Raw genomic sequence first — 19,102 nt, forward strand, 5'->3', positions numbered from 1 at the left:
GGGTCCTTAATAGGACCCTTTGTCGTTTCTGCCTGTGGGACGGCATGACCTTTGCTGTGATGTTGATTAAAAGCATCGCTTCCAGCGCGCCAACAATTTAATGGCGCCAAAGCAGAGGGATTATAAGTGTCAGCCGTTCTCTCACTGTTACAAAGCCGTTTGTTGCGGCCCGTGTTCGTTACCCTTGGTATCGCCCTTTTGGTGCAAGTGCTGGTGGCTGTTGCCCTGACCCGGAGCACAGTGACCGCGCTGGAAGCCGATTTGGGTGTGCGTCTGGGGGCCGACAGTCAAAAACTTTCTGGCGAGCTCGAGCAGGCGGGGCGTGAAGTCACGTCGAGCCTCGACAGCCTCTCGACCAGCACACGTCAGCGGCTCACGGCCGGTTTGTCCTCGCGTTTGGAGGAGGAGCAGGCGCAGTTGCGCGCGACGCTGGAAAAGGATCTGAAGGACTCCGCCAATGACATGGCGCAGCTTCTGGCCTCGGTCGCTCCCCGCGCAATGTGGGACAGCGACGTTCCAACCCTGTCTGAATTCGCCCGCCGGGCCCAGCGTAATCCCAATGTGTTGTTCGTGGTTTACGACGATGCAACGGGGCAGCACCTGACGCGCTACCTCAACCGTGAAAACCCGATCAACAAGGCCTTGCTGGAAAAGGGGCAGGGCGAGCGGGCGCTGGACAAGGTGCTGGATGCGGCGAAGAACGATCCTTCGGTTTACTACCTCGAAGCCTCGATCAATCCCAATGGCGTGGAAATCGGCAAGGTTGTGATGGGGGTTTCGACTGCCTCGGTGGAAACCGACCTGGCAGCCCTGGACAAGCGCTTCTCGGCGTTGATTGCCAGCAGTGATCAACTGGTCGGCGACAGCCTCAAGGGCGCGGCCGCAGACAGTGCGGCGGCCATGCGTGCGCGATTGCAGTCGGCTCAGTCCACCGCCTCCGAAATGAAAGCCAATACCACCAATACGGTGCAGGAAGCGGCAGCGACCTTGCGCTGGCGCATCGGCATGTTCCTGGCGCTGGTCGGTTGCGGTGTGCTGCTGTTACTGGCCGTGGTGCTCGGGCGTCGGGTGGTCAACCGCTTGAAGATGCTGATCAGTGCCATGGATGACCTGGCGGCGGGCGAGGGTGACCTGACCAAGCGTGTGCAGATCAACAGCAAAGATGAAATCGGTGACATGGCTTCGGCGGTCAATCGCTTTGTGGATAAGTTGCAGCCGATTGTGCGCGAGGCGGGTGATGTCGCTCAGCGTACCGGTGTGGAAATCGGCGCCATGACCCTGCGCAATGCCGGGGCTGACAAGGCGGCGGGTATGCAGCGCGATGAAGTGGCCGAGAGCCTGCGGGCGCTGTCGCAAATGGCTGATGAAGCCCAGTCTGAAAGTCACGCCATGCAGGCCGCTTTGCAGCAGGTGGTGGACATCCGCTCGGCCACTGATGAAAACACCCGGACCTCGGCGAAAGTCGGCAGCCTGATCGAGGCGCTGGCCGGGCAGGTCGACACCGGTGCGAAAGTCATCGAGCGGCTGGCGCAGCAGAGTGAACAGATTGAAGTGGTGTTGACGGTGATCCACGGGATCGCCGAGCAAACCAACTTGCTGGCACTGAACGCCGCCATCGAAGCGGCGCGTGCGGGCGAGACCGGTCGCGGGTTTGCTGTGGTGGCAGACGAAGTACGGGCGCTGGCAAGCAAAACGCAGAGCTCGACTGGCGACATTCAGGCGCACATCGTTGCCTTGCAGCAGGGGGCGCGTGAGGCGGTGGCTGCGATTGGCCAGGCGGGGCGTCAGGCCAGCGAAGGGTTGCTGGTGTTGCGCGACAGTGCGCGGTTGCAGCAGTCGGTGCAGGCGTCGGTCGAACAGGTGCATGCCGCGATTGGCCTGGCCACTCAGGCCGCGGCCCATCAGGCGCAAGGGGCGCAGGCCGTGCGTGGTCGAGTGGAAACCATTCATGCGCAGGCTGAGAAAGCGGCTCAAGCGGTGGTTGAAACCACGGCCAGTGGCAAAGTGCTGGATGGGCTGGCGGCGCAGTTGAAGGCGAGCCTGGGGCAGTTCAGGGCGTAATGGGTTGTCTGGGCTGACCCCATCGCGGGCAAGCCCGCTCCCGCGGTGTCATCTGTTGTGCACAACATGTGTGTTCTCAGAAGTACCTGTGGGAGTGGGCTTGCCCGCGATAACGATTTCAGCGGCTCAGATACATCCGGGTTGTTAATAGATAAACCGGCAATCCCGACACAACAATCAACAGCACCGCATAAGGCGCCGCTGCCGCAAACTCCACGTTCGCGGTATGCGCCCAAACCTCTGTCGCCAGGGTATTAGCCCGGTCGGGCTGAGCAGCAGCGTCGCCGTCAGCTCCTTCATGGCGTCCAGAAACACCAGCGCAAATGCCGCGCCCAGCGCCGGGAAGATAATCGGCAAGGTCACCCGACAAAACGCACTGAAGGACGACGCTCCCAGCGTGCGGGCCGCTTCTTCCAGCTGCGGCGCCGCCTTGTTCAGTGCCGTGCGAATCGGCGCTTGAGCCAGTGGTAGAAACAGCAGCGCATAAGCGATCAGCAACAATGCCGACGTCTGGTATAACGCCGGCACATAGTGCAGGGCGAAATACACCAGCGTCAGCGCAATCACTAGTCCCGGCAGCGCATGCAGCAAGTATGGCAAGCGCTCGGCCCAGATTGCCAATTGCCCTTTATGGCGCACCACCAGCAGTCCGACCGGTACTGCCAGCATCAGGCACAGTGCGGCGCCACCGAGAGAGAGTGCCAGGGATGAGAGCAGGGCTTCGCCGATCGCCGCCACCGGGAATGCGGCCGAAGAGCCGACCGCCAGCCAATACGCAAGCATTCCCAGGGGAATGCCACTGCCGATGATCGCCAGCGTCAAGCAGTAAAGCTGTCCAGCACCCGCCCAGCGCCCCAGTCGGACCTGTTCCGCATGCCGCGCCGCGCCTTGACCGGTGCGCACGTGACGACCTTTGCCGCGCACTCGCAGTTCGAGCCACAGCAAGACCAGGCACAGCGCCAGCAACACGGCGGAGAGCATGGCGGCATTGGCATTGCTGAACTCCAGCTCGAATTGCTGATAAATCGCCGTGGTAAAGGTTTGCAGGCCAATGATTGAAAGGGCGCCGAACTCCACCAGCATGTGCAGCGCAATCAACAAGGCCCCCGCCAGCAGCGAGGGCCAGAGCAGTGGCAGGGTGATTCTGAAAAACACCCCCCAGCGATTCTGTCCCAGGGTTCGTGCGGACTCCTCCAGAGCGGGGTCGAGATTGCGCAAGGTCGCCGCCACCGGCAAAAATACCAGTGGATACTTGGACAGGGTCATCACCAGAATTGCCCCGCCCAGCCCCTCGAAGTGAGCGCTCAGCGAGACCCAGGTGAAGCTGCTGACAAACGCCGGCACGGCGAACGGCAAGCAGAGAATCACGCCCCACACTCGTCGCCCGCGCAGATTGCTGCGTTCCAGCAGCCAGGCCAGCGACAAACCGATCACGCTACATGACAGCGTCACGCCAGCCATCAGTGCCAGCGTATTGCGCAACAGTCCGAACACATAGGGCCGCCACAGCAAATGTAACGCCTCGGCCCAACCGGCTTGCCAGGCCTTGAGTCCCACGTACATCAGCGGCAGCAGGCTCAGCGCTACCAGCAGCAGAACCGGTAGCAGCAGCCAGATTGACGGCCGTTTGCGTCGTGGCACGTAGCCCTCGGAGTTGGGGCTGGATAACGATGCGCTCATCAGTTCAGGCCGACATCGCGTTCCAGGTCCAGCGCTTGTTCGGCGTTACCGAGATCGGCTGGCGTGACGTCGGGCGCTTGCAGTTCGCTGAAGGGCTTGAGGCCGCGATCCGATTCCATGCCTTTGTGCAGCGGGTATTCGGCGGTGGTCTGGGTGATCACGCGCTGACCTTCTTCGCTGGCCATATAAGCAAGGAGTTGCTGGGCTTCTTTGGGGTGTTTGCTGGATTTCAATACGGCAGCGCTGGAAACAGTGATCAGCCCGCCGACGTCGCCGCCGGTGAAGTAATACAGTTTCGAATCGAGCTGACCCTTCTCGCGTTGCAGCGCGAACCAGTAATAGTTATTCACTAACACGGTGGCGACTTCGCCATTCTCCACGGCCTTCAGGGCAACCATGTTGTTGCTGTAGGTCTTGCCAAATGCGCGCAGGCCGGTCAGCCATTCTTCGGCTGCATCCATGCCGTGCACTTTGATGATCGCGACGGCCTGTTCCTGAAAGGCGCCGCTGGTAGGCACGAAGCCGACTTTGCCTTGCCATTTCGGGTTGGAGAATTCCATTACCGACTTTGGCAGGTCCTTCTCTTCAATCAGCTTGGGGTTGTAGGCAACGACCCGGACTCTGGCCGTAATGCCGATCCAGGTGCCATTGCCGGCGACATATTCTTTGGGTAAAACCGCCAGCGTGGCGTCGTCGGCCTTGGCGAGCACGCCTTGCTCGCCCAGTTTGTTCAGCGGCGGCGATTCTTCGGTATAGATCACGTCGGCGGGGGAGCGATCGCCTTCTTCCATGATCTGGCTGGCGAGCTGGTTGCTGCTGCCTTTGCGCACATTGACGTGGATGCCGGTCTTGGCTTCGAACGCTTTGGCTATGGCGTCACCGACTTCCTTGTGTTGGCCGTTATAGAGTGTCAGGGAAACCGGGTCGGCAGCCTGGGTGAGAGGAGAGGCGAGTACCAGGCCGAGAAGCGTGAAGGTCAGGCCGCGGCGCAGGGTATTTTGAAACATCATTCGCAGGGTTCCTCACTGTCGCATTGCAAAATCTTGCAACAATGATAAACGATATTGTTTCTCAAGTGCGCCTTGCGGTGCTGGGAAGTGGCTGCTAGAGCGGCTGTCTCGGCACTTGTAGCAGCTGGCGAAGCCTGCGTTCGGCTGCGAAGCAGTCGTGAAATCAGGCGATGCGGTGTGCCAGAAATAACGTGAGCTCAGCTTTGACGACCGCTTCGTAGTCGGACGCAGGCTTCGCCAGCTGCTACAGGTCTGCGCGGTTTGAGATAAGTTTTCAAACGCCAGAAACGCAAAAACCCGCTTTCGCGGGTTTTTGTGAAATCCAAGGTCGAAACCTTGAATTTGAATTGGTGCCCAGAAGAAGACTCGAACTTCCACGACCTTGCGGTCACCAGCACCTGAAGCTGGCGTGTCTACCAATTTCACCATCTGGGCATTTATCACAAGCGTTGCCGCTGTTGATGTGGCGCACTATACGGAGAGCGTTTTGATCTGTAAACCCCTGATTTAGATTTAATAAATCAAACGCTTAGAATGCAAAAACCCGCTTTCGCGGGTTTTTGTGTGAGCCTTGAAATTGAACTAATCTCAAGCTCGAAATTGGTGCCCAGAAGAAGACTCGAACTTCCACGACCTTGCGGTCACCAGCACCTGAAGCTGGCGTGTCTACCAATTTCACCATCTGGGCAGTATCGACAGCGCGTCTGCGTCGTCGATGGCGCGCACTATACGGAGCGTCTTTTTAACTGTAAACCCCCGGAATCAAAAAAACCTGGAAAATTTCGCCAGTGGTCTTCAAATCAGCTTTGCAGTGTCGATAAAGGGCTTTAGATGGGCTGTCATAGCCTGAAATTTCCCGTTTCATTACGCCTATGCCAAACTAACCCGCATATAGACAAGGTGAAAACTCTCTAATGGCCGATTGGCAGTCCCTCGATCCCGAGGCCGCTCGTGAAGCGGAAAAATATGAAAACCCTATTCCTAGCCGTGAACTGATCCTTCAGCACCTCGCTGATCGAGGTTCGCCTGCTAACCGCGAGCAACTGGTCGAAGAGTTTGGTCTGACCACGGAAGACCAGATCGAAGCCCTGCGCCGCCGCCTGCGCGCCATGGAGCGCGACGCACAACTCATCTATACCCGTCGTGGCACGTATGCGCCGGTGGACAAGCTCGACCTGATCCTGGGCCGCATCAGCGGTCACCGTGACGGCTTCGGCTTCCTGGTCCCGGACGACGGCAGTGACGACCTGTTCATGAGCCCGGCGCAAATGCGCCTGGTGTTCGATGGTGACCGTGCCCTGGCCCGTGTTTCAGGCCTCGACCGTCGCGGTCGCCGTGAAGGCATGATCGTCGAAGTGGTCTCCCGTGCTCACGAGAGCATCGTGGGTCGCTACTTCGAAGAAGGCGGTATCGGCTTCGTGGTTGCGGATAACCCGAAGATCCAGCAGGAAGTGCTGGTCACGCCGGGCCGCAATGCCAACGCCCAGATTGGTCAGTTCGTTGAAGTGAAGATCACTCACTGGCCGACACCACGCTTCCAGCCGCAAGGCGACGTGGTCGAAGTCGTGGGCAATTACATGGCGCCGGGCATGGAAATCGATGTTGCCTTGCGCACCTACGATATTCCTCACGTCTGGCCCGAAGCGGTCTTGAAAGAAGCGGCCAAGCTCAAGCCGGAAGTCGAAGAGAAAGACAAAGAGAAGCGCATCGATCTGCGCCATCTGCCGTTTGTGACCATCGACGGTGAAGATGCGCGCGACTTCGATGACGCGGTTTACTGCGAATCCAAGCCGGGCAAGCTGCGCCTGTTCTCCGGCGGTTGGAAGTTGTACGTGGCGATTGCCGACGTTTCCAGCTATGTGAAACTCGGTTCGGCACTGGATGCAGAGGCTCAGGTTCGCGGTAACTCGGTGTATTTCCCCGAGCGCGTGATCCCGATGCTGCCAGAGCAACTGTCCAACGGCCTGTGCTCGCTGAACCCTCAAGTCGATCGTTTGGCCATGGTTTGCGAGATGACCATCTCCAAGTCCGGCGAAATGACCGACTACTGCTTCTACGAAGCGGTTATTCACTCCCATGCCCGTCTGACCTACAACAAGGTCAGCGCCATGCTCGAAACGCCGAAAGCCACCGAGGGCGCAAGCTGCGCGGTGAGTACACCGACGTTGTGCCGCACCTCAAGCAGCTGTACTCGCTGTACAAGGTGTTGTTGGCGGCCCGTCATGTGCGTGGCGCGATCGATTTCGAAACGCAGGAAACCCGGATCATCTTCGGGACCGAGCGCAAGATTGCCGAAATCCGTCCAACCGTTCGCAACGATGCACACAAGCTGATTGAGGAATGCATGCTGGCGGCCAACGTGGCCACCGCCGAATTCCTGAAAAAGCACGAAATCCCGGCGCTGTACCGCGTCCACGATGGTCCGCCACCGGAGCGTCTGGAAAAACTGCGGGCCTTCCTTGGCGAACTCGGCCTGTCCCTGCACAAAGGCAAGGACGGCCCGTCGCCTAAGGATTACCAGGCATTGCTGGCAGGTATCAAGGATCGTCCGGATTTCCACCTGATCCAGACCGTCATGCTGCGTTCGTTGAGTCAGGCAGTGTATAGCGCGGATAACCAGGGCCACTTCGGCCTGAATTACGAAGCCTATACCCACTTCACCTCGCCGATCCGCCGCTACCCGGACTTGCTCACGCACCGGGCGATTCGCAGCGTTATCCATTCCAAGCAGGATACCCCGCACGTTCGCCGTGCTGGTGCGATGAGCATTCCGAAGGCGCGTATCTATCCGTACGACGAGGCGGCCCTCGAGCAACTCGGCGAGCAGTGCTCGATGAGCGAGCGCCGTGCGGACGAAGCCACTCGCGACGTGGTGAACTGGCTCAAGTGCGAGTTCATGAAGGACCGCGTTGGCGAGTCGTTCCCGGGTGTGATTACCGCCGTGACCGGTTTTGGCTTGTTCGTCGAGCTGACAGACATTTATGTCGAAGGCCTGGTGCACGTCACCGCGCTGCCGGGCGATTACTACCACTTCGATCCTGTGCATCACCGCCTGGCCGGTGAGCGTACCGGTCGCAGCTTCCGCCTCGGCGATACCGTTGAAGTGCGCGTGATGCGCGTTGACCTCGACGAACGCAAGATCGACTTCGAGATGGCTGAAAAGACCATCAGTGCACCGATCGGTCGCAAGAAGCGCGGTACTGAAGCTACAGCGCCAGCCGCCTCTGCAAAATCAGCGGCAGAGCCGGCCCCGGCGAAAACCGGTCGTCGTCCTGCCAAGGAAAAGGCTCCAGAAGCCTATCGCCCAAGCGATGCGGCGGCAAAAATGCCGAGCTGCGTAAAAGCCGTGAAATGAAACAGGCGTTGCTGTCTGAAGCGAAAAGCGGCGGTAAAGCGGCGTCTGGGGGAAAGACCGGACGGTCGGCGCCTGACAAGGCCCCCGGCGGCAAGCCAGCAAAACCAAGCAAACACCGTAAAGGCCCGCCAAAAGCGGGTTCGGCCCCGGCTGCCAAAAGTGGCGGGGCGCGTAAACCGAAGGCGAAGTCATGAGTCAGTTGGAAAAGATCTACGGCGTGCATGCGGTAGAAGCGTTGCTGCGTCACCACCCGAAACGCGTCAAGCAAATCTGGCTGGCTGAAGGTCGCAGTGATCCGCGTGTGCAAACGCTGATCGCGCTCGCTGCCGAAAACCGCGTAGCCGTCGGCAATGCCGAGCGCCGTGAGCTGGATGCCTGGGTTGAAGGCGTGCACCAAGGCGTGGTGGCGGACGTGAGTCCGAGCCAGGTCTGGGGTGAGGCGATGCTCGACGAGCTGCTGGATCGCACCGACGGAGCTCCGCTGTTGCTGGTGCTCGATGGTGTGACCGACCCGCACAACCTGGGTGCTTGCCTGCGTTCGGCCGATGCGGCCGGTGCGCTGGCGGTGATCGTGCCGAAGGACAAATCAGCGACGCTGACGCCGACGGTGCGAAAAGTGGCGTGTGGCGCGGCGGAAGTGATTCCGTTGGTCGCCGTGACCAACCTGGCGCGCACCCTGGAAAAACTCAAGCAGCGTGGCTTGTGGGTTGTCGGTACGGCGGGTGAAGCCGAGCAGAGTCTGTATCAGCAAGACATGACCGGCCCGACCATCCTGATCATGGGGGCTGAGGGCAGCGGCATGCGTCGCCTGACTCGCGATCTTTGCGATTACCTGGTGCACCTGCCGATGGCCGGCAGCGTCAGCAGCCTCAACGTTTCCGTGGCGACTGGCGTGTGCCTGTTCGAGGCTCAGCGTCAGCGTAGCGTCAAAGCTGCCGCAGCCGGCAAAAAGCCTTAAGTCGTACGCGATCCAAATGTGGGAGCGGGCTTGCTCGCGAAAGCGGTGTGTCATTCAGTAGAAATGTTGGATGTGATACCGCTTTCGCGAGCAAGCCCGCTCTCACATTGGTTCTTCGCTAAGCCAAAGATCGGTGGCGCGAACGAACTGTTCAAATAATCACCAATTGCCTTGCACCTCTTCTGTCCCTTCTCTACAATTGCGCCCCTTGCTGTGACGGCAGGCACGCATGTGTCTATCGCAGGCAAGTCCATAAGTGTCATTCACTCCTTGTCTGACCGCTTTTGAGCGGCAGGCTACAACCCGTAAGGAGCATTCATGCGTCATTACGAAATCATCTTTTTGGTCCACCCGGATCAAAGCGAGCAAGTCGGCGGCATGGTTGAGCGTTACACCAAGCTGATCGAAGAAGACGGCGGCAAAATCCACCGTCTGGAAGATTGGGGCCGTCGTCAACTGGCCTACGCAATCAACAATGTTCACAAGGCTCACTACGTGATGCTGAACGTTGAGTGCACTGGCAAGGCCCTGGCCGAGCTGGAAGACAACTTCCGCTACAACGATGCAGTGATCCGTAACCTGGTCATCCGTCGCGAAGAAGCCGTTACCGGCCAATCCGAGATGCTCAAGGCTGAAGAAAACCGCAGTGAGCGCCGTGAGCGTCGCGACCGTCCTGAGCACTCCGACGCCGAAGGCGTTGATGGTGATGACAGCGACAACAGCGATAACGCTGACGAGTAATCCACGGACCTTTTAAGGAGCCTATCAAATGGCACGTTTCTTCCGTCGTCGTAAATTCTGCCGCTTCACCGCTGAAGACGTGAAAGAGATCGATTACAAAGATCTCAACACTCTGAAAGCTTATGTATCCGAGACCGGCAAAATCGTTCCAAGCCGCATCACCGGTACCAAAGCACGTTATCAGCGTCAGCTGGCCACCGCTATCAAGCGCGCCCGCTTCCTGGCCCTGCTGGCCTACACCGACAGCCACGGCCGCTGAGACCGGGCAGTCGACTCGTAGCAAAGGATTGAATGCATGCGCGCCATAGCTGAGTTCATCATGCGCGGCCGCATGCAGGCCACTCTCGTAGTGGCTGGATGCGTAACATTGCCGTTGTTGTATTGGTTGGGTGCTGCCGCAGGATGCCTTGTGCTTCTGCGGCGCGGATTGAAGGACGCCCTTGGCGTTCTTGCCCTGGGAATGCTGCCGGCGTTGATCTGGTGGCTTTACTCGGATGACCCTCGGGCACTTCTGGTGCTGTTGGGTTCTTCGAGCCTTGCGTTGGTTTTGCGCGCAAGCGAATCCTGGGACCGCGTGCTGCTGGTCAGCATAGCGATGGGAGTGGTGTTTTCGGTGGTGCTGGGGGCGACTTTTGGTCCCCAAATCGAGATGCTGGCGCAGGCGTTGATAAAAGTCATGCCGTCGCTACTCGGTGATGTCTACGAGAAGTTATCGGTAGACGAGCAAGCGCATTTTGCGTCCCTGATTGCACCGGTCCTGACCGGCCTGATTGCGGCATTGTTGCAAATCGTCAGTGTGCTGAGCCTGATTGTCGGGCGCTACTGGCAGGCGTTGTTGTACAACCCGGGTGGTTTTGGTCGCGAGTTTCGCGCCATCCGTTTCCCGTTTTTGCCGGCGATGTTGCTGCTGGCGTGCATGCTTCTGGGGCCGAACATCGGTCCACAGATGGCCATGTTAACGCCGTTGTGCAGCGTACCGCTGGTGTTCGCCGGGCTGGCCCTGATTCACGGGCTGGTGGCGCAAAAGCGACTGGCCAGGTTCTGGCTGGTGGGGTTGTACGTCACGCTGTTGCTGTTCATGCAGCTGATCTATCCGTTGCTGGTGGTCTTGGCCATCGTCGACAGCCTGATTGATTTTCGCGGTCGTTCGGCACCGAAAGATGCCGATAGCGCGAACGGTGAAGGTTAAAAGTTAAGAGGATTTTCACATGCAACTGATCCTTCTGGAAAAAGTCACCAACCTGGGCAACCTGGGTGACAAAGTGAACGTTAAGGCTGGTTACGGTCGTAACTACCTGCTGCCTTACGGTAAAGCTACCGCTGCGACCCCAGCCAACCTGGCTGCGTTCGAAGAGCGTCGCGCTGAGCTGGAAAAAGCCGCAGCAGACCGTAAGACTTCGGCTGAAAACCGCGCCGCCCAACTGGCTGAGCTGGAAGTGACTATCACTGCCACCGCTGGTGACGAAGGCAAGCTGTTCGGTTCGATCGGCACCCACGACATCGCTGATGCACTGACCGCCTCTGGCGTTGAAGTTGCAAAAAGCGAAGTTCGTCTGCCGAACGGCACCATCCGCAACGTAGGCGAATTCGACGTAGCCGTGCACCTGCACGCCGAAGTTGAAGCCACCGTACGCGTTGTCGTGGTAGCAGCTTAAGCAACACTTGATCGGCTGGCGGCTTGTCCGTCAGACGGTTAACATCGGGCACGATCCTGTTTACAGGTCGTGCCCTTTGTCTTTCTGCAATCCCTGCTTTTCACATATCAAATTCAAGTGGCCATGAACGATATCTCCGCACCCGAGCAATACGATCTGCAAACCGCTTCCCTGAAGGTGCCGCCGCACTCCATCGAGGCCGAACAGGCCGTGCTCGGTGGTTTGATGCTGGACAACAACGCCTGGGAACGCGTGCTCGATCAAGTGTCGGACGGCGATTTCTATCGACATGACCACCGCCTGATCTTCCGTGCGATCGCCAAGCTCGCCGACCAGAACTCGCCGATCGACGTCGTGACCCTTGCCGAGCAATTGGACAAGGAAGGTCAGACGTCGCAAGTCGGTGGCCTCGGCTACCTGGGTGAGCTGGCAAAAAACACGCCGTCCGTCGCCAACATCAAGGCTTACGCACAGATCGTTCGCGCTCGGGCGACCTTGCGACAATTGATCGGTATCGCTACCGAAATTGCCGACAGCGCGTTCAACCCGGAAGGCCGTACGGCTGAAGAAATTCTCGACGAAGCCGAACGGCAGATCTTCCAGATCGCCGAGGCCCGGCCAAAAACCGGCGGCCCGGTGAGCGTGAATGACCTGCTGACCAAGGCCATCGACCGCATCGATACGCTGTTCAACACCGACAACGCCATCACCGGCCTGTCCACCGGCTACACCGACCTCGACGAGAAGACCAGCGGCCTGCAGCCTTCCGACCTGATCATCGTCGCCGGCCGTCCGTCCATGGGTAAAACCACCTTTGCGATGAACCTGGTGGAAAACGCCGTGTTGCGCAGCGACAAGTGCGTCCTGGTTTACTCGCTGGAAATGCCAGGTGAATCGCTGATCATGCGTATGTTGTCGTCCCTGGGCCGTATCGACCAGACCAAAGTCCGGGCCGGTCGCCTCGACGACGACGATTGGCCGCGCCTGACCTCGGCGGTCAACCTGCTCAACGATCGCAAGCTGTTCATCGACGATACGGCCGGTATCAGCCCATCGGAGATGCGTGCGCGGACTCGTCGATTGGTGCGTGAGCACGGCGACGTCGCCCTGATCATGATCGACTACCTGCAATTGATGCAGATCCCAGGTTCCGGCGGTGACAACCGGACCAACGAGATTTCCGAGATCTCCCGTTCCTTGAAAGCCCTGGCCAAGGAATTCAACTGCCCGGTAGTGGCGCTGTCCCAGCTCAACCGTTCCCTGGAACAACGACCGAACAAACGCCCGATCAACTCCGACCTCCGGGAATCCGGAGCGATCGAGCAGGATGCTGACGTGATCATGTTCGTGTACCGGGATGAGGTGTATCACCCGGAAACCGAGCACAAAGGCATCGCCGAGATCATCATCGGCAAGCAGCGGAACGGTCCGATCGGCACGTCACGGCTGGCGTTCATCGGCAAATACACCCGCTTCGAAAACCTGGCGCCGGGTAGCTACAACTTCGACGACGAGTAAGTTGTGTAGCGCCTTAGGGGCCTCTTCGCGGGCAAGCCCGCTCCCACAAGGACATTGAATTCCCTGTGGGAGCGGGCTTGCCCGCGATGGCGTCGCCACAATTTCCGACCATAGCCGTCGGAATTGGTTATTTTTTGTGCTATATTCCGCGCCCGCGATTTTTCATCTCAACACCGGTCATCGTCATGCAAACAGCCAAGCCGTTATTTGACTATCCCAAGTACTGGGCCGAATGCTTCGGTCCAGCGCCATTCCTGCCGATGAGCAGGGAGGAGATGGATCAGCTTGGCTGGGATTCCTGCGACATCATCATCGTCACCGGTGATGCGTACGTTGACCATCCGTCGTTCGGCATGGCGATTATCGGCCGGCTGCTGGAGTCGCAAGGCTTCCGCGTCGGGATCATTGCCCAGCCGGACTGGCAGTCCAAAGACGACTTCATGAAACTCGGCGAGCCGAACCTGTTCTTCGGTGTCGCGGCCGGCAACATGGACTCGATGATCAACCGCTACACCGCCGACAAGAAAATCCGTTCCGATGACGCCTACACCCCTGGCGGCATGGCGGGCAAACGTCCGGACCGCGCCAGCCTGGTTTACAGCCAGCGCTGCAAGGAAGCCTACAAAAACGTGCCGATCGTGCTCGGTGGCATCGAAGCTTCCCTGCGCCGCATCGCTCACTACGATTACTGGCAGGACCGGGTTCGCAACTCGATCCTGATCGACGCCTGCGCCGATATCCTGCTTTACGGCAACGCCGAGCGTGCCATCGTCGAAGTCGCCCAGCGTCTGTCCTACGGTCACAAAATCGAAGACATCACCGATGTGCGCGGTACCGCGTTCATCCGTCGCGATACGCCGAAAGACTGGTACGAAGTCGACTCCACGCGCATCGACCGTCCGGGCAAAATCGACAAGATCATCAACCCTTACGTGAACACCCAGGACACCCAAGCCTGCGCGATCGAGCAGGAAAAAGGTCCGGTTGAAGATCCGAGCGAAGCCAAGGTCGTGCAGATCCTCGCCAGCCCGAAAATGACTCGCGACAAGACCGTTATCCGGCTGCCGTCGGTTGAAAAAGTCCGTGGCGACGCGGTTCTTTATGCTCACGCCAACCGTGTGCTTCACCTGGAAACCAACCCGGGCAACGCCCGTGCGCTGGTGCAGAAGCACGGCGAAGTCGATGTCTGGTTCAACCCGCCGCCGATTCCGATGACCACCGAAGAAATGGACTACGTGTTCGGCATGCCTTATGCGCGCATTCCGCACCCGGCGTATGGCAAGGAAAAGATCCCGGCCTACGACATGATCCGTTTCTCGGTGAACATCATGCGTGGCTGCTTCGGCGGCTGCACCTTCTGCTCGATCACCGAGCACGAAGGCCGGATCATCCAGAATCGCTCCGAAGAGTCGATCATTCGCGAAATCGAAGAGATCCGCGACAAGGTGCCGGGTTTCACCGGCGTCATTTCTGACCTCGGCGGCCCGACCGCGAACATGTACCGCATTGCCTGCAAGAGCCCGGAAATCGAATCCGCGTGCCGCAAGCCATCGTGCGTGTTCCCTGGCATCTGCCCGAACCTGAACACCGACCACTCGTCGCTGATTCAGCTGTATCGCAGCGCCCGTGCCTTGCCGGGTGTGAAGAAGATTTTGATCGCTTCCGGCCTGCGTTACGACCTCGCGGTCGAGTCGCCGGAATATGTCAAGGAGCTGGTGACCCACCACGTTGGTGGTTACCTGAAGATCGCCCCGGAACATACCGAGGAAGGTCCGCTCAACCAGATGATGAAACCGGGCATCGGCAGCTATGACAAGTTCAAGCGCATGTTCGAGAAGTACTCCAAGGAAGCCGGGAAAGAGCAGTACCTGATTCCGTACTTCATCGCCGCCCACCCGGGCACCACCGATGAAGACATGATGAACCTGGCACTGTGGCTCAAGGGCAACGGCTTCCGTGCCGACCAGGTGCAGGCGTTCTACCCGTCGCCGATGGCTACTGCCACCGCGATGTACCACTCGGGCAAGAACCCGCTGCGCAAGGTCACCTACAAGTCTGACGCGGTTACCATCGTCAAGAGCGAAGAGCAGCGTCGTCTGCACAAGGCGTTCTTGCGTTATCACGACCCGAAAGGCTGGCCGATGCTGCGTGAAGCGCTGACCCGTATGGGCCGCGCCGATCTGATTGGACCGGGCAAGAACCAGTTGATCCCGCTGCACCAGCCGTCGACCGACAGCTACCAGAGCGCCCGTCGCAAAAACTCGACACCGGCCGGTAGCCACAAGGTTGCAGGTGAAAAGACCACCAAGATCCTCACCCAGCACACCGGCCTGCCGCCGCGTGCCAGCGATGGCGCTAACCCGTGGGACAAGCGTGAACAGGCCAAGGCTGCGGCGTTCGCCCGCAACCAGCAGGCGGCCAAGGAGCGCAAGGACGCAGCCAAAGGCAAAGGTCCTAAACCCGCCCGCAAGCCAGTCGTACCGCGCTAAGTCGCGCTTGAACTGAACAGAACGCCAACCTGATCGTTCCCATGCTCCGCGTGGGAATGCCTCTAGGGACGCTCCGCGTCCAGTGACGCGGAGCGTCACGGGCTACATTCCCACGCGGGAGCGTGGGAACGATCACGCCCACACCCCTTCCTCGCAACATTTGCGTGCAACTGCGCCCAACCAAATTCCCGCATCGCCCGATTTTGGTGCTGTACTGCCTCAAGCAAATGGAGAAAGCGCCAGCGTTGCCGCGATGGCATAAGTCTTGCGCGCTTTCAAATACGCTTAAGGCTCGCAGGAGGCACGCCGTGTCGATTCATGTCGCATTGCACCACGTCACTCATTACCGCTATGACCGCGCTGTCGAGTTGGGGCCGCAGATCGTTCGCCTGCGCCCGGCCGCCCACAGTCGCACGCGGATACTGTCCTACGCGCTGAAAGTCTCGCCCGAGCAGCACTTCATCAACTGGCAACAAGACCCCCAGGGTAATTACCTGGCGCGGTTGGTGTTCCCGGAGAAAACCGATGAACTGCGGATCGAAGTCGATCTGCTCGCGGAAATGGCGGTCTTCAATCCGTTCGACTTCTTCCTTGAGCCCTACGCGGAAAAAATACCGTTTTCCTACGCCGCCGACGAGCGCAAAGAGCTGGCGCCGTACCTGGAAACCTTGCCCCTGACGCCGACGTTCAAAACCTACCTGGACGGCATTGACCGCACGCCGCTGCCCAGCGTGGATTTTCTGGTTGCGCTCAACCAGCGCCTGAGCGAAGACATTGGCTATCTGATTCGCATGGAGCCGGGCGTACAAACGCCCGAGCACACCCTCGAGCAGGCCTCCGGCTCCTGCCGCGACTCGGCATGGCTGCTGGTGCAACTGCTGCGTAACCTCGGCCTGGCGGCGCGTTTCGTCTCGGGCTATCTGATTCAACTCACCGCCGACGTCAAAAGCCTCGACGGTCCGTCAGGCACAGAAGTGGACTTCACCGACCTGCACGCCTGGTGTGAGGTGTACTTGCCCGGTGCCGGCTGGATCGGCCTGGATGCAACCTCAGGGCTGTTTGCCGGTGAAGGACACATTCCGTTGGCGTGCAGTCCTGATCCTGGCTCTGCAGCGCCGATCAGTGGCTTGGTCGAACCGTGCGAATGCGAGTTCACCCACGAAATGTCCGTTGAACGGATCTGGGAAGCGCCACGGGTCACAAAACCCTACACCGACGATCAATGGCAGGCGATCCAGGCATTGGGTCGGCAAATCGATGCCGACTTGTTGGAGGGTGACGTGCGCCTGACCATGGGCGGCGAGCCGACATTTGTGTCCATCGATGACCCGGACGGCGCCGAATGGAACACCGCTGCGCTGGGGCCGGACAAGCGTCGCCTGTCCGCCGAGCTGTTCCAGCGCATGCGCAAACATTACGCCCCCAAAGGCCTGGTGCATTTCGGTCAGGGTAAGTGGTACCCCGGCGAGCAACTGCCGCGCTGGTCGCTGAACTGCTATTGGCGCCGTGATGGCGTGCCGATCTGGCACAACGGTGCGTTGATTGCCGATGAACAGGAAGACTACGGCGCCGATGGCGCACTGGCCGGACGGTTTCTGGCAAGTGTGGCCGAGCGCTTGAAGATTCCCACACGCTATGTATTTGCGGCCTACGAAGACAATTTCTATTACCTCTGGCGTGAGGGCACGTTGCCGCAAAACGTCAGCGCCGGAGACTCACGACTGGAAGAACCGTTGGAGCGTGCGCGACTGCGTAAGGTCTTCAGCCAGGGCCTGGATAAAGTCATCGGTCATGTCCTGCCTTTGGCGCGCACTGCCAAGGGCGATCAATGGCAAAGCGGCCGCTGGTATTTGCGTGAGGAACATTGCCGATTGGTGCCAGGGGATTCGCCGCTGGGCTACCGCTTGCCACTCGGCTCGCAACCCTGGGTCAAAGCGGCGGAGTACCCGTTCATTCATCCCGCGGACCCGAATCAGGATTTCCCGGCGCTGCCCGACACCGCACAACTGCAAGGCCAGGGCACTGGCGCGGTCACCGAAGAGCGAGAACCAAAGATTGACGAGTCCGCCGACTGGCTGACCCGCACGGCCTTCTGCGCTGAGGCCCGGGAAGGGCGGTTGTACTTGTTCATGCCGCCGCTGGAACGGGTCGAGGATTACCTGGCGCTGGTCAGCGCCATCGAAGCTACCGCTGAAGAATTGCATTGCCCGGTGTTGCTGGAAGGCTATGAGCCGCCGAGCGATCCGCGCCTGAGCAATTTCCGGATCACCCCGGATCCCGGCGTGATCGAGGTCAACGTGCAACCGTCCGCGAACTGGGATGAATTGGTCGAACGCACCGAATTTTTGTACGAAGAAGCGCGCCAGACCCGATTGACCACCGAAAAATTCATGATCGATGGCCGGCACACGGGAACCGGTGGCGGTAACCATTTCGTGTTGGGCGGCGCGACCCCGGCGGACTCACCGTTCCTGCGCCGCCCCGATCTGCTGCGTAGCCTGATCAGCTACTGGCATAACCATCCGTCCCTGTCCTACCTGTTTTCCGGGTTATTCATCGGCCCGACGTCTCAGGCGCCGCGCGTCGATGAGGCGCGCAACGATGCGTTGTATGAGCTGGAAATCGCTTTCGCCCAGATGCCCGACCCCGGCGAGGAGTGCGCGCCGTGGTTGGTGGATCGGCTGCTGCGTAACCTGCTGATCGACGTGACCGGCAACACTCACCGGGCCGAATTCTGCATCGACAAACTCTATTCGCCGGACGGTGCTACCGGACGCCTCGGATTGCTGGAGTTGCGTGCCTTTGAAATGCCGCCGCATGCGCGCATGAGCCTGGCGCAGCAGTTGTTATTGCGGGCACTGGTGGCGCGGTTCTGGCGCGAGCCCTATGCGCCGCCGAAACTGGCGCGTTGGGGCACGGAGTTGCACGACCGTTTCCTGTTGCCGCACTTCATCGAACAGGATTTCGCCGATGTGATCGTTGATCTCAATGCGGCCGGTTACCCGGTGCGGGCCGAGTGGTTCGCCGCGCATCTGGAGTTCCGTTTTCCCAAGGTCGGCGATTACGCGGTCAGTGGCATTGAGCTGCAATTGCGTCAGGCGCTGGAGCCCTGGCATGTGCTGGGCGAGGAGGGGGCGGTCGGCGGCACGGTGCGCTATGTGGATTCGTCGCTGGAGCGCTTGCAAGTCAAGCTCACAGGGCTGGCGCCGCAACGTTATCTGCTGACCTGCAACGGCGTTGCGGTGCCGTTGCAACCCACGGGGCGGGTTGGCGAGTTTGTCGCCGGCGTGCGTTTTCGCGCCTGGCAACCGGCCAACTGCCTGCACCCAACCATCCCGGTCCATGCGCCGTTGGTGTTCGACCTGCTCGACACCTGGATGCAACGTTCACTGGGCGGCTGCCAGTACCACGTGGCCCATCCGGGTGGGCGCAACTACGACAGCCTGCCGGTGAACGCCAACGAGGCCGAGAGCCGGCGAATGGCGCGGTTTTTCCGCATCGGACACACGCCAGGGAAACTTCCTGTACCGAATGTGGAAATGAGCGACGAGCTGCCGATGACACTCGATTTGCGACGTTTCTAAACCGTACACGACGCTCGGACTTTTCGTATATCCGGGCGTCATGTGCCTGCG

At 59.7% G+C, this 19,102-nt stretch carries 10 protein-coding genes, 2 tRNA genes and 2 pseudogenes; 10 read left to right on the forward strand and 4 right to left on the reverse strand.

What is annotated here, in order from left to right; genetic code table 11:
• Window positions 1–126: 126 nt before the first annotated feature.
• Window positions 127–2,061: a methyl-accepting chemotaxis protein gene (locus tag AB4N76_RS16715; protein WP_077432373.1), complete on the forward strand. Its 1,935-nt coding sequence runs from the start codon at window positions 127–129 to the stop codon at window positions 2,059–2,061.
• Window positions 2,062–2,179: 118 nt separating this feature from the next.
• Here the strand turns inward: AB4N76_RS16715 and AB4N76_RS16720 are convergent.
• From AB4N76_RS16720 to AB4N76_RS16735, 4 genes and pseudogenes are all read right to left on the reverse strand, one after another.
• Window positions 2,180–3,741, reverse strand: a pseudogene (locus AB4N76_RS16720) (ABC transporter permease).
• Window positions 3,741–4,751 carry an extracellular solute-binding protein gene (locus AB4N76_RS16725; RefSeq protein WP_046028415.1) on the reverse strand — a complete coding sequence of 337 codons (1,011 nt, stop codon included), beginning with the start codon at window positions 4,749–4,751 and terminating at the stop codon, window positions 3,741–3,743. Before AB4N76_RS16725 ends, AB4N76_RS16720 begins: the two are co-directional and overlap by 1 nt.
• A gap of 348 nt (window positions 4,752–5,099) precedes the next feature.
• Window positions 5,100–5,186 (reverse strand) — tRNA-Leu (locus tag AB4N76_RS16730).
• A gap of 166 nt (window positions 5,187–5,352) precedes the next feature.
• Window positions 5,353–5,439, reverse strand: a tRNA-Leu gene (locus tag AB4N76_RS16735).
• A gap of 226 nt (window positions 5,440–5,665) precedes the next feature.
• Here AB4N76_RS16735 and rnr point away from each other — a divergent pair.
• From rnr to AB4N76_RS16780, 9 genes and pseudogenes are all read left to right on the forward strand, one after another.
• A pseudogene (gene rnr / locus AB4N76_RS16740) lies at window positions 5,666–8,300 on the forward strand (ribonuclease R).
• A complete protein-coding gene (gene rlmB, locus AB4N76_RS16745; protein ID WP_046028418.1) occupies window positions 8,297–9,064 on the forward strand; it encodes a 23S rRNA (guanosine(2251)-2'-O)-methyltransferase RlmB in 768 nt (255 codons plus the stop codon). Before rnr ends, rlmB begins: the two are co-directional and overlap by 4 nt.
• A 318-nt stretch (window positions 9,065–9,382) precedes the next feature.
• Window positions 9,383–9,805 carry a 30S ribosomal protein S6 gene (rpsF, locus tag AB4N76_RS16750; protein WP_008035342.1) on the forward strand — a complete coding sequence of 141 codons (423 nt, stop codon included), beginning with the start codon at window positions 9,383–9,385 and terminating at the stop codon, window positions 9,803–9,805.
• 28 nt (window positions 9,806–9,833) lie between these two features.
• Complete coding sequence (gene rpsR / locus AB4N76_RS16755; RefSeq protein ID WP_002551829.1) at window positions 9,834–10,064, forward strand: 30S ribosomal protein S18; 231 nt, start codon at window positions 9,834–9,836, stop codon at window positions 10,062–10,064.
• 36 nt (window positions 10,065–10,100) lie between these two features.
• Complete coding sequence (locus tag AB4N76_RS16760) at window positions 10,101–10,994, forward strand: YybS family protein (protein WP_046028422.1); 894 nt, start codon at window positions 10,101–10,103, stop codon at window positions 10,992–10,994.
• Between the two features lie 19 nt (window positions 10,995–11,013).
• On the forward strand, window positions 11,014–11,460 hold the full coding sequence (gene rplI / locus AB4N76_RS16765) for a 50S ribosomal protein L9 (protein ID WP_046028423.1): 447 nt from the start codon (window positions 11,014–11,016) through the stop codon (window positions 11,458–11,460).
• A 123-nt stretch (window positions 11,461–11,583) separates the two neighbouring features.
• Window positions 11,584–12,978, forward strand: coding sequence for a replicative DNA helicase (gene dnaB, locus AB4N76_RS16770; protein ID WP_007947521.1), 1,395 nt, complete (start codon window positions 11,584–11,586; stop codon window positions 12,976–12,978).
• A gap of 185 nt (window positions 12,979–13,163) precedes the next feature.
• Window positions 13,164–15,467, forward strand: a complete 2,304-nt coding sequence (locus tag AB4N76_RS16775; protein WP_046028449.1) for a YgiQ family radical SAM protein — start codon at window positions 13,164–13,166, stop codon at window positions 15,465–15,467.
• A 308-nt stretch (window positions 15,468–15,775) separates the two neighbouring features.
• Window positions 15,776–19,051, forward strand: coding sequence for a transglutaminase family protein (locus AB4N76_RS16780; protein WP_046028425.1), 3,276 nt, complete (start codon window positions 15,776–15,778; stop codon window positions 19,049–19,051).
• The last annotated feature ends 51 nt before the right edge of the window (window positions 19,052–19,102 follow it).

The sequence above is a fragment of the Pseudomonas sp. S2_F03 genome, assembly GCF_054668335.1.

Bases quoted from the DNA above. Each gene is read 5' to 3' on its own strand.
- AB4N76_RS16760 (WP_046028422.1), top strand. From the start codon at position 10,101: ATGCGCGCCATAGCTGAGTTCATCATGCGCGGCCGCATGCAGGCCACT.
- AB4N76_RS16775 (WP_046028449.1), top strand. From the start codon at position 13,164: ATGCAAACAGCCAAGCCGTTATTTGACTATCCCAAGTACTGGGCCGAA.
- AB4N76_RS16725 (WP_046028415.1), bottom strand. From the start codon at position 4,751: ATGATGTTTCAAAATACCCTGCGCCGCGGCCTGACCTTCACGCTTCTC.
- rpsR (WP_002551829.1), top strand. From the start codon at position 9,834: ATGGCACGTTTCTTCCGTCGTCGTAAATTCTGCCGCTTCACCGCTGAA.
- rplI (WP_046028423.1), top strand. From the start codon at position 11,014: ATGCAACTGATCCTTCTGGAAAAAGTCACCAACCTGGGCAACCTGGGT.
- rpsF (WP_008035342.1), top strand. From the start codon at position 9,383: ATGCGTCATTACGAAATCATCTTTTTGGTCCACCCGGATCAAAGCGAG.
- rlmB (WP_046028418.1), top strand. From the start codon at position 8,297: ATGAGTCAGTTGGAAAAGATCTACGGCGTGCATGCGGTAGAAGCGTTG.
- dnaB (WP_007947521.1), top strand. From the start codon at position 11,584: ATGAACGATATCTCCGCACCCGAGCAATACGATCTGCAAACCGCTTCC.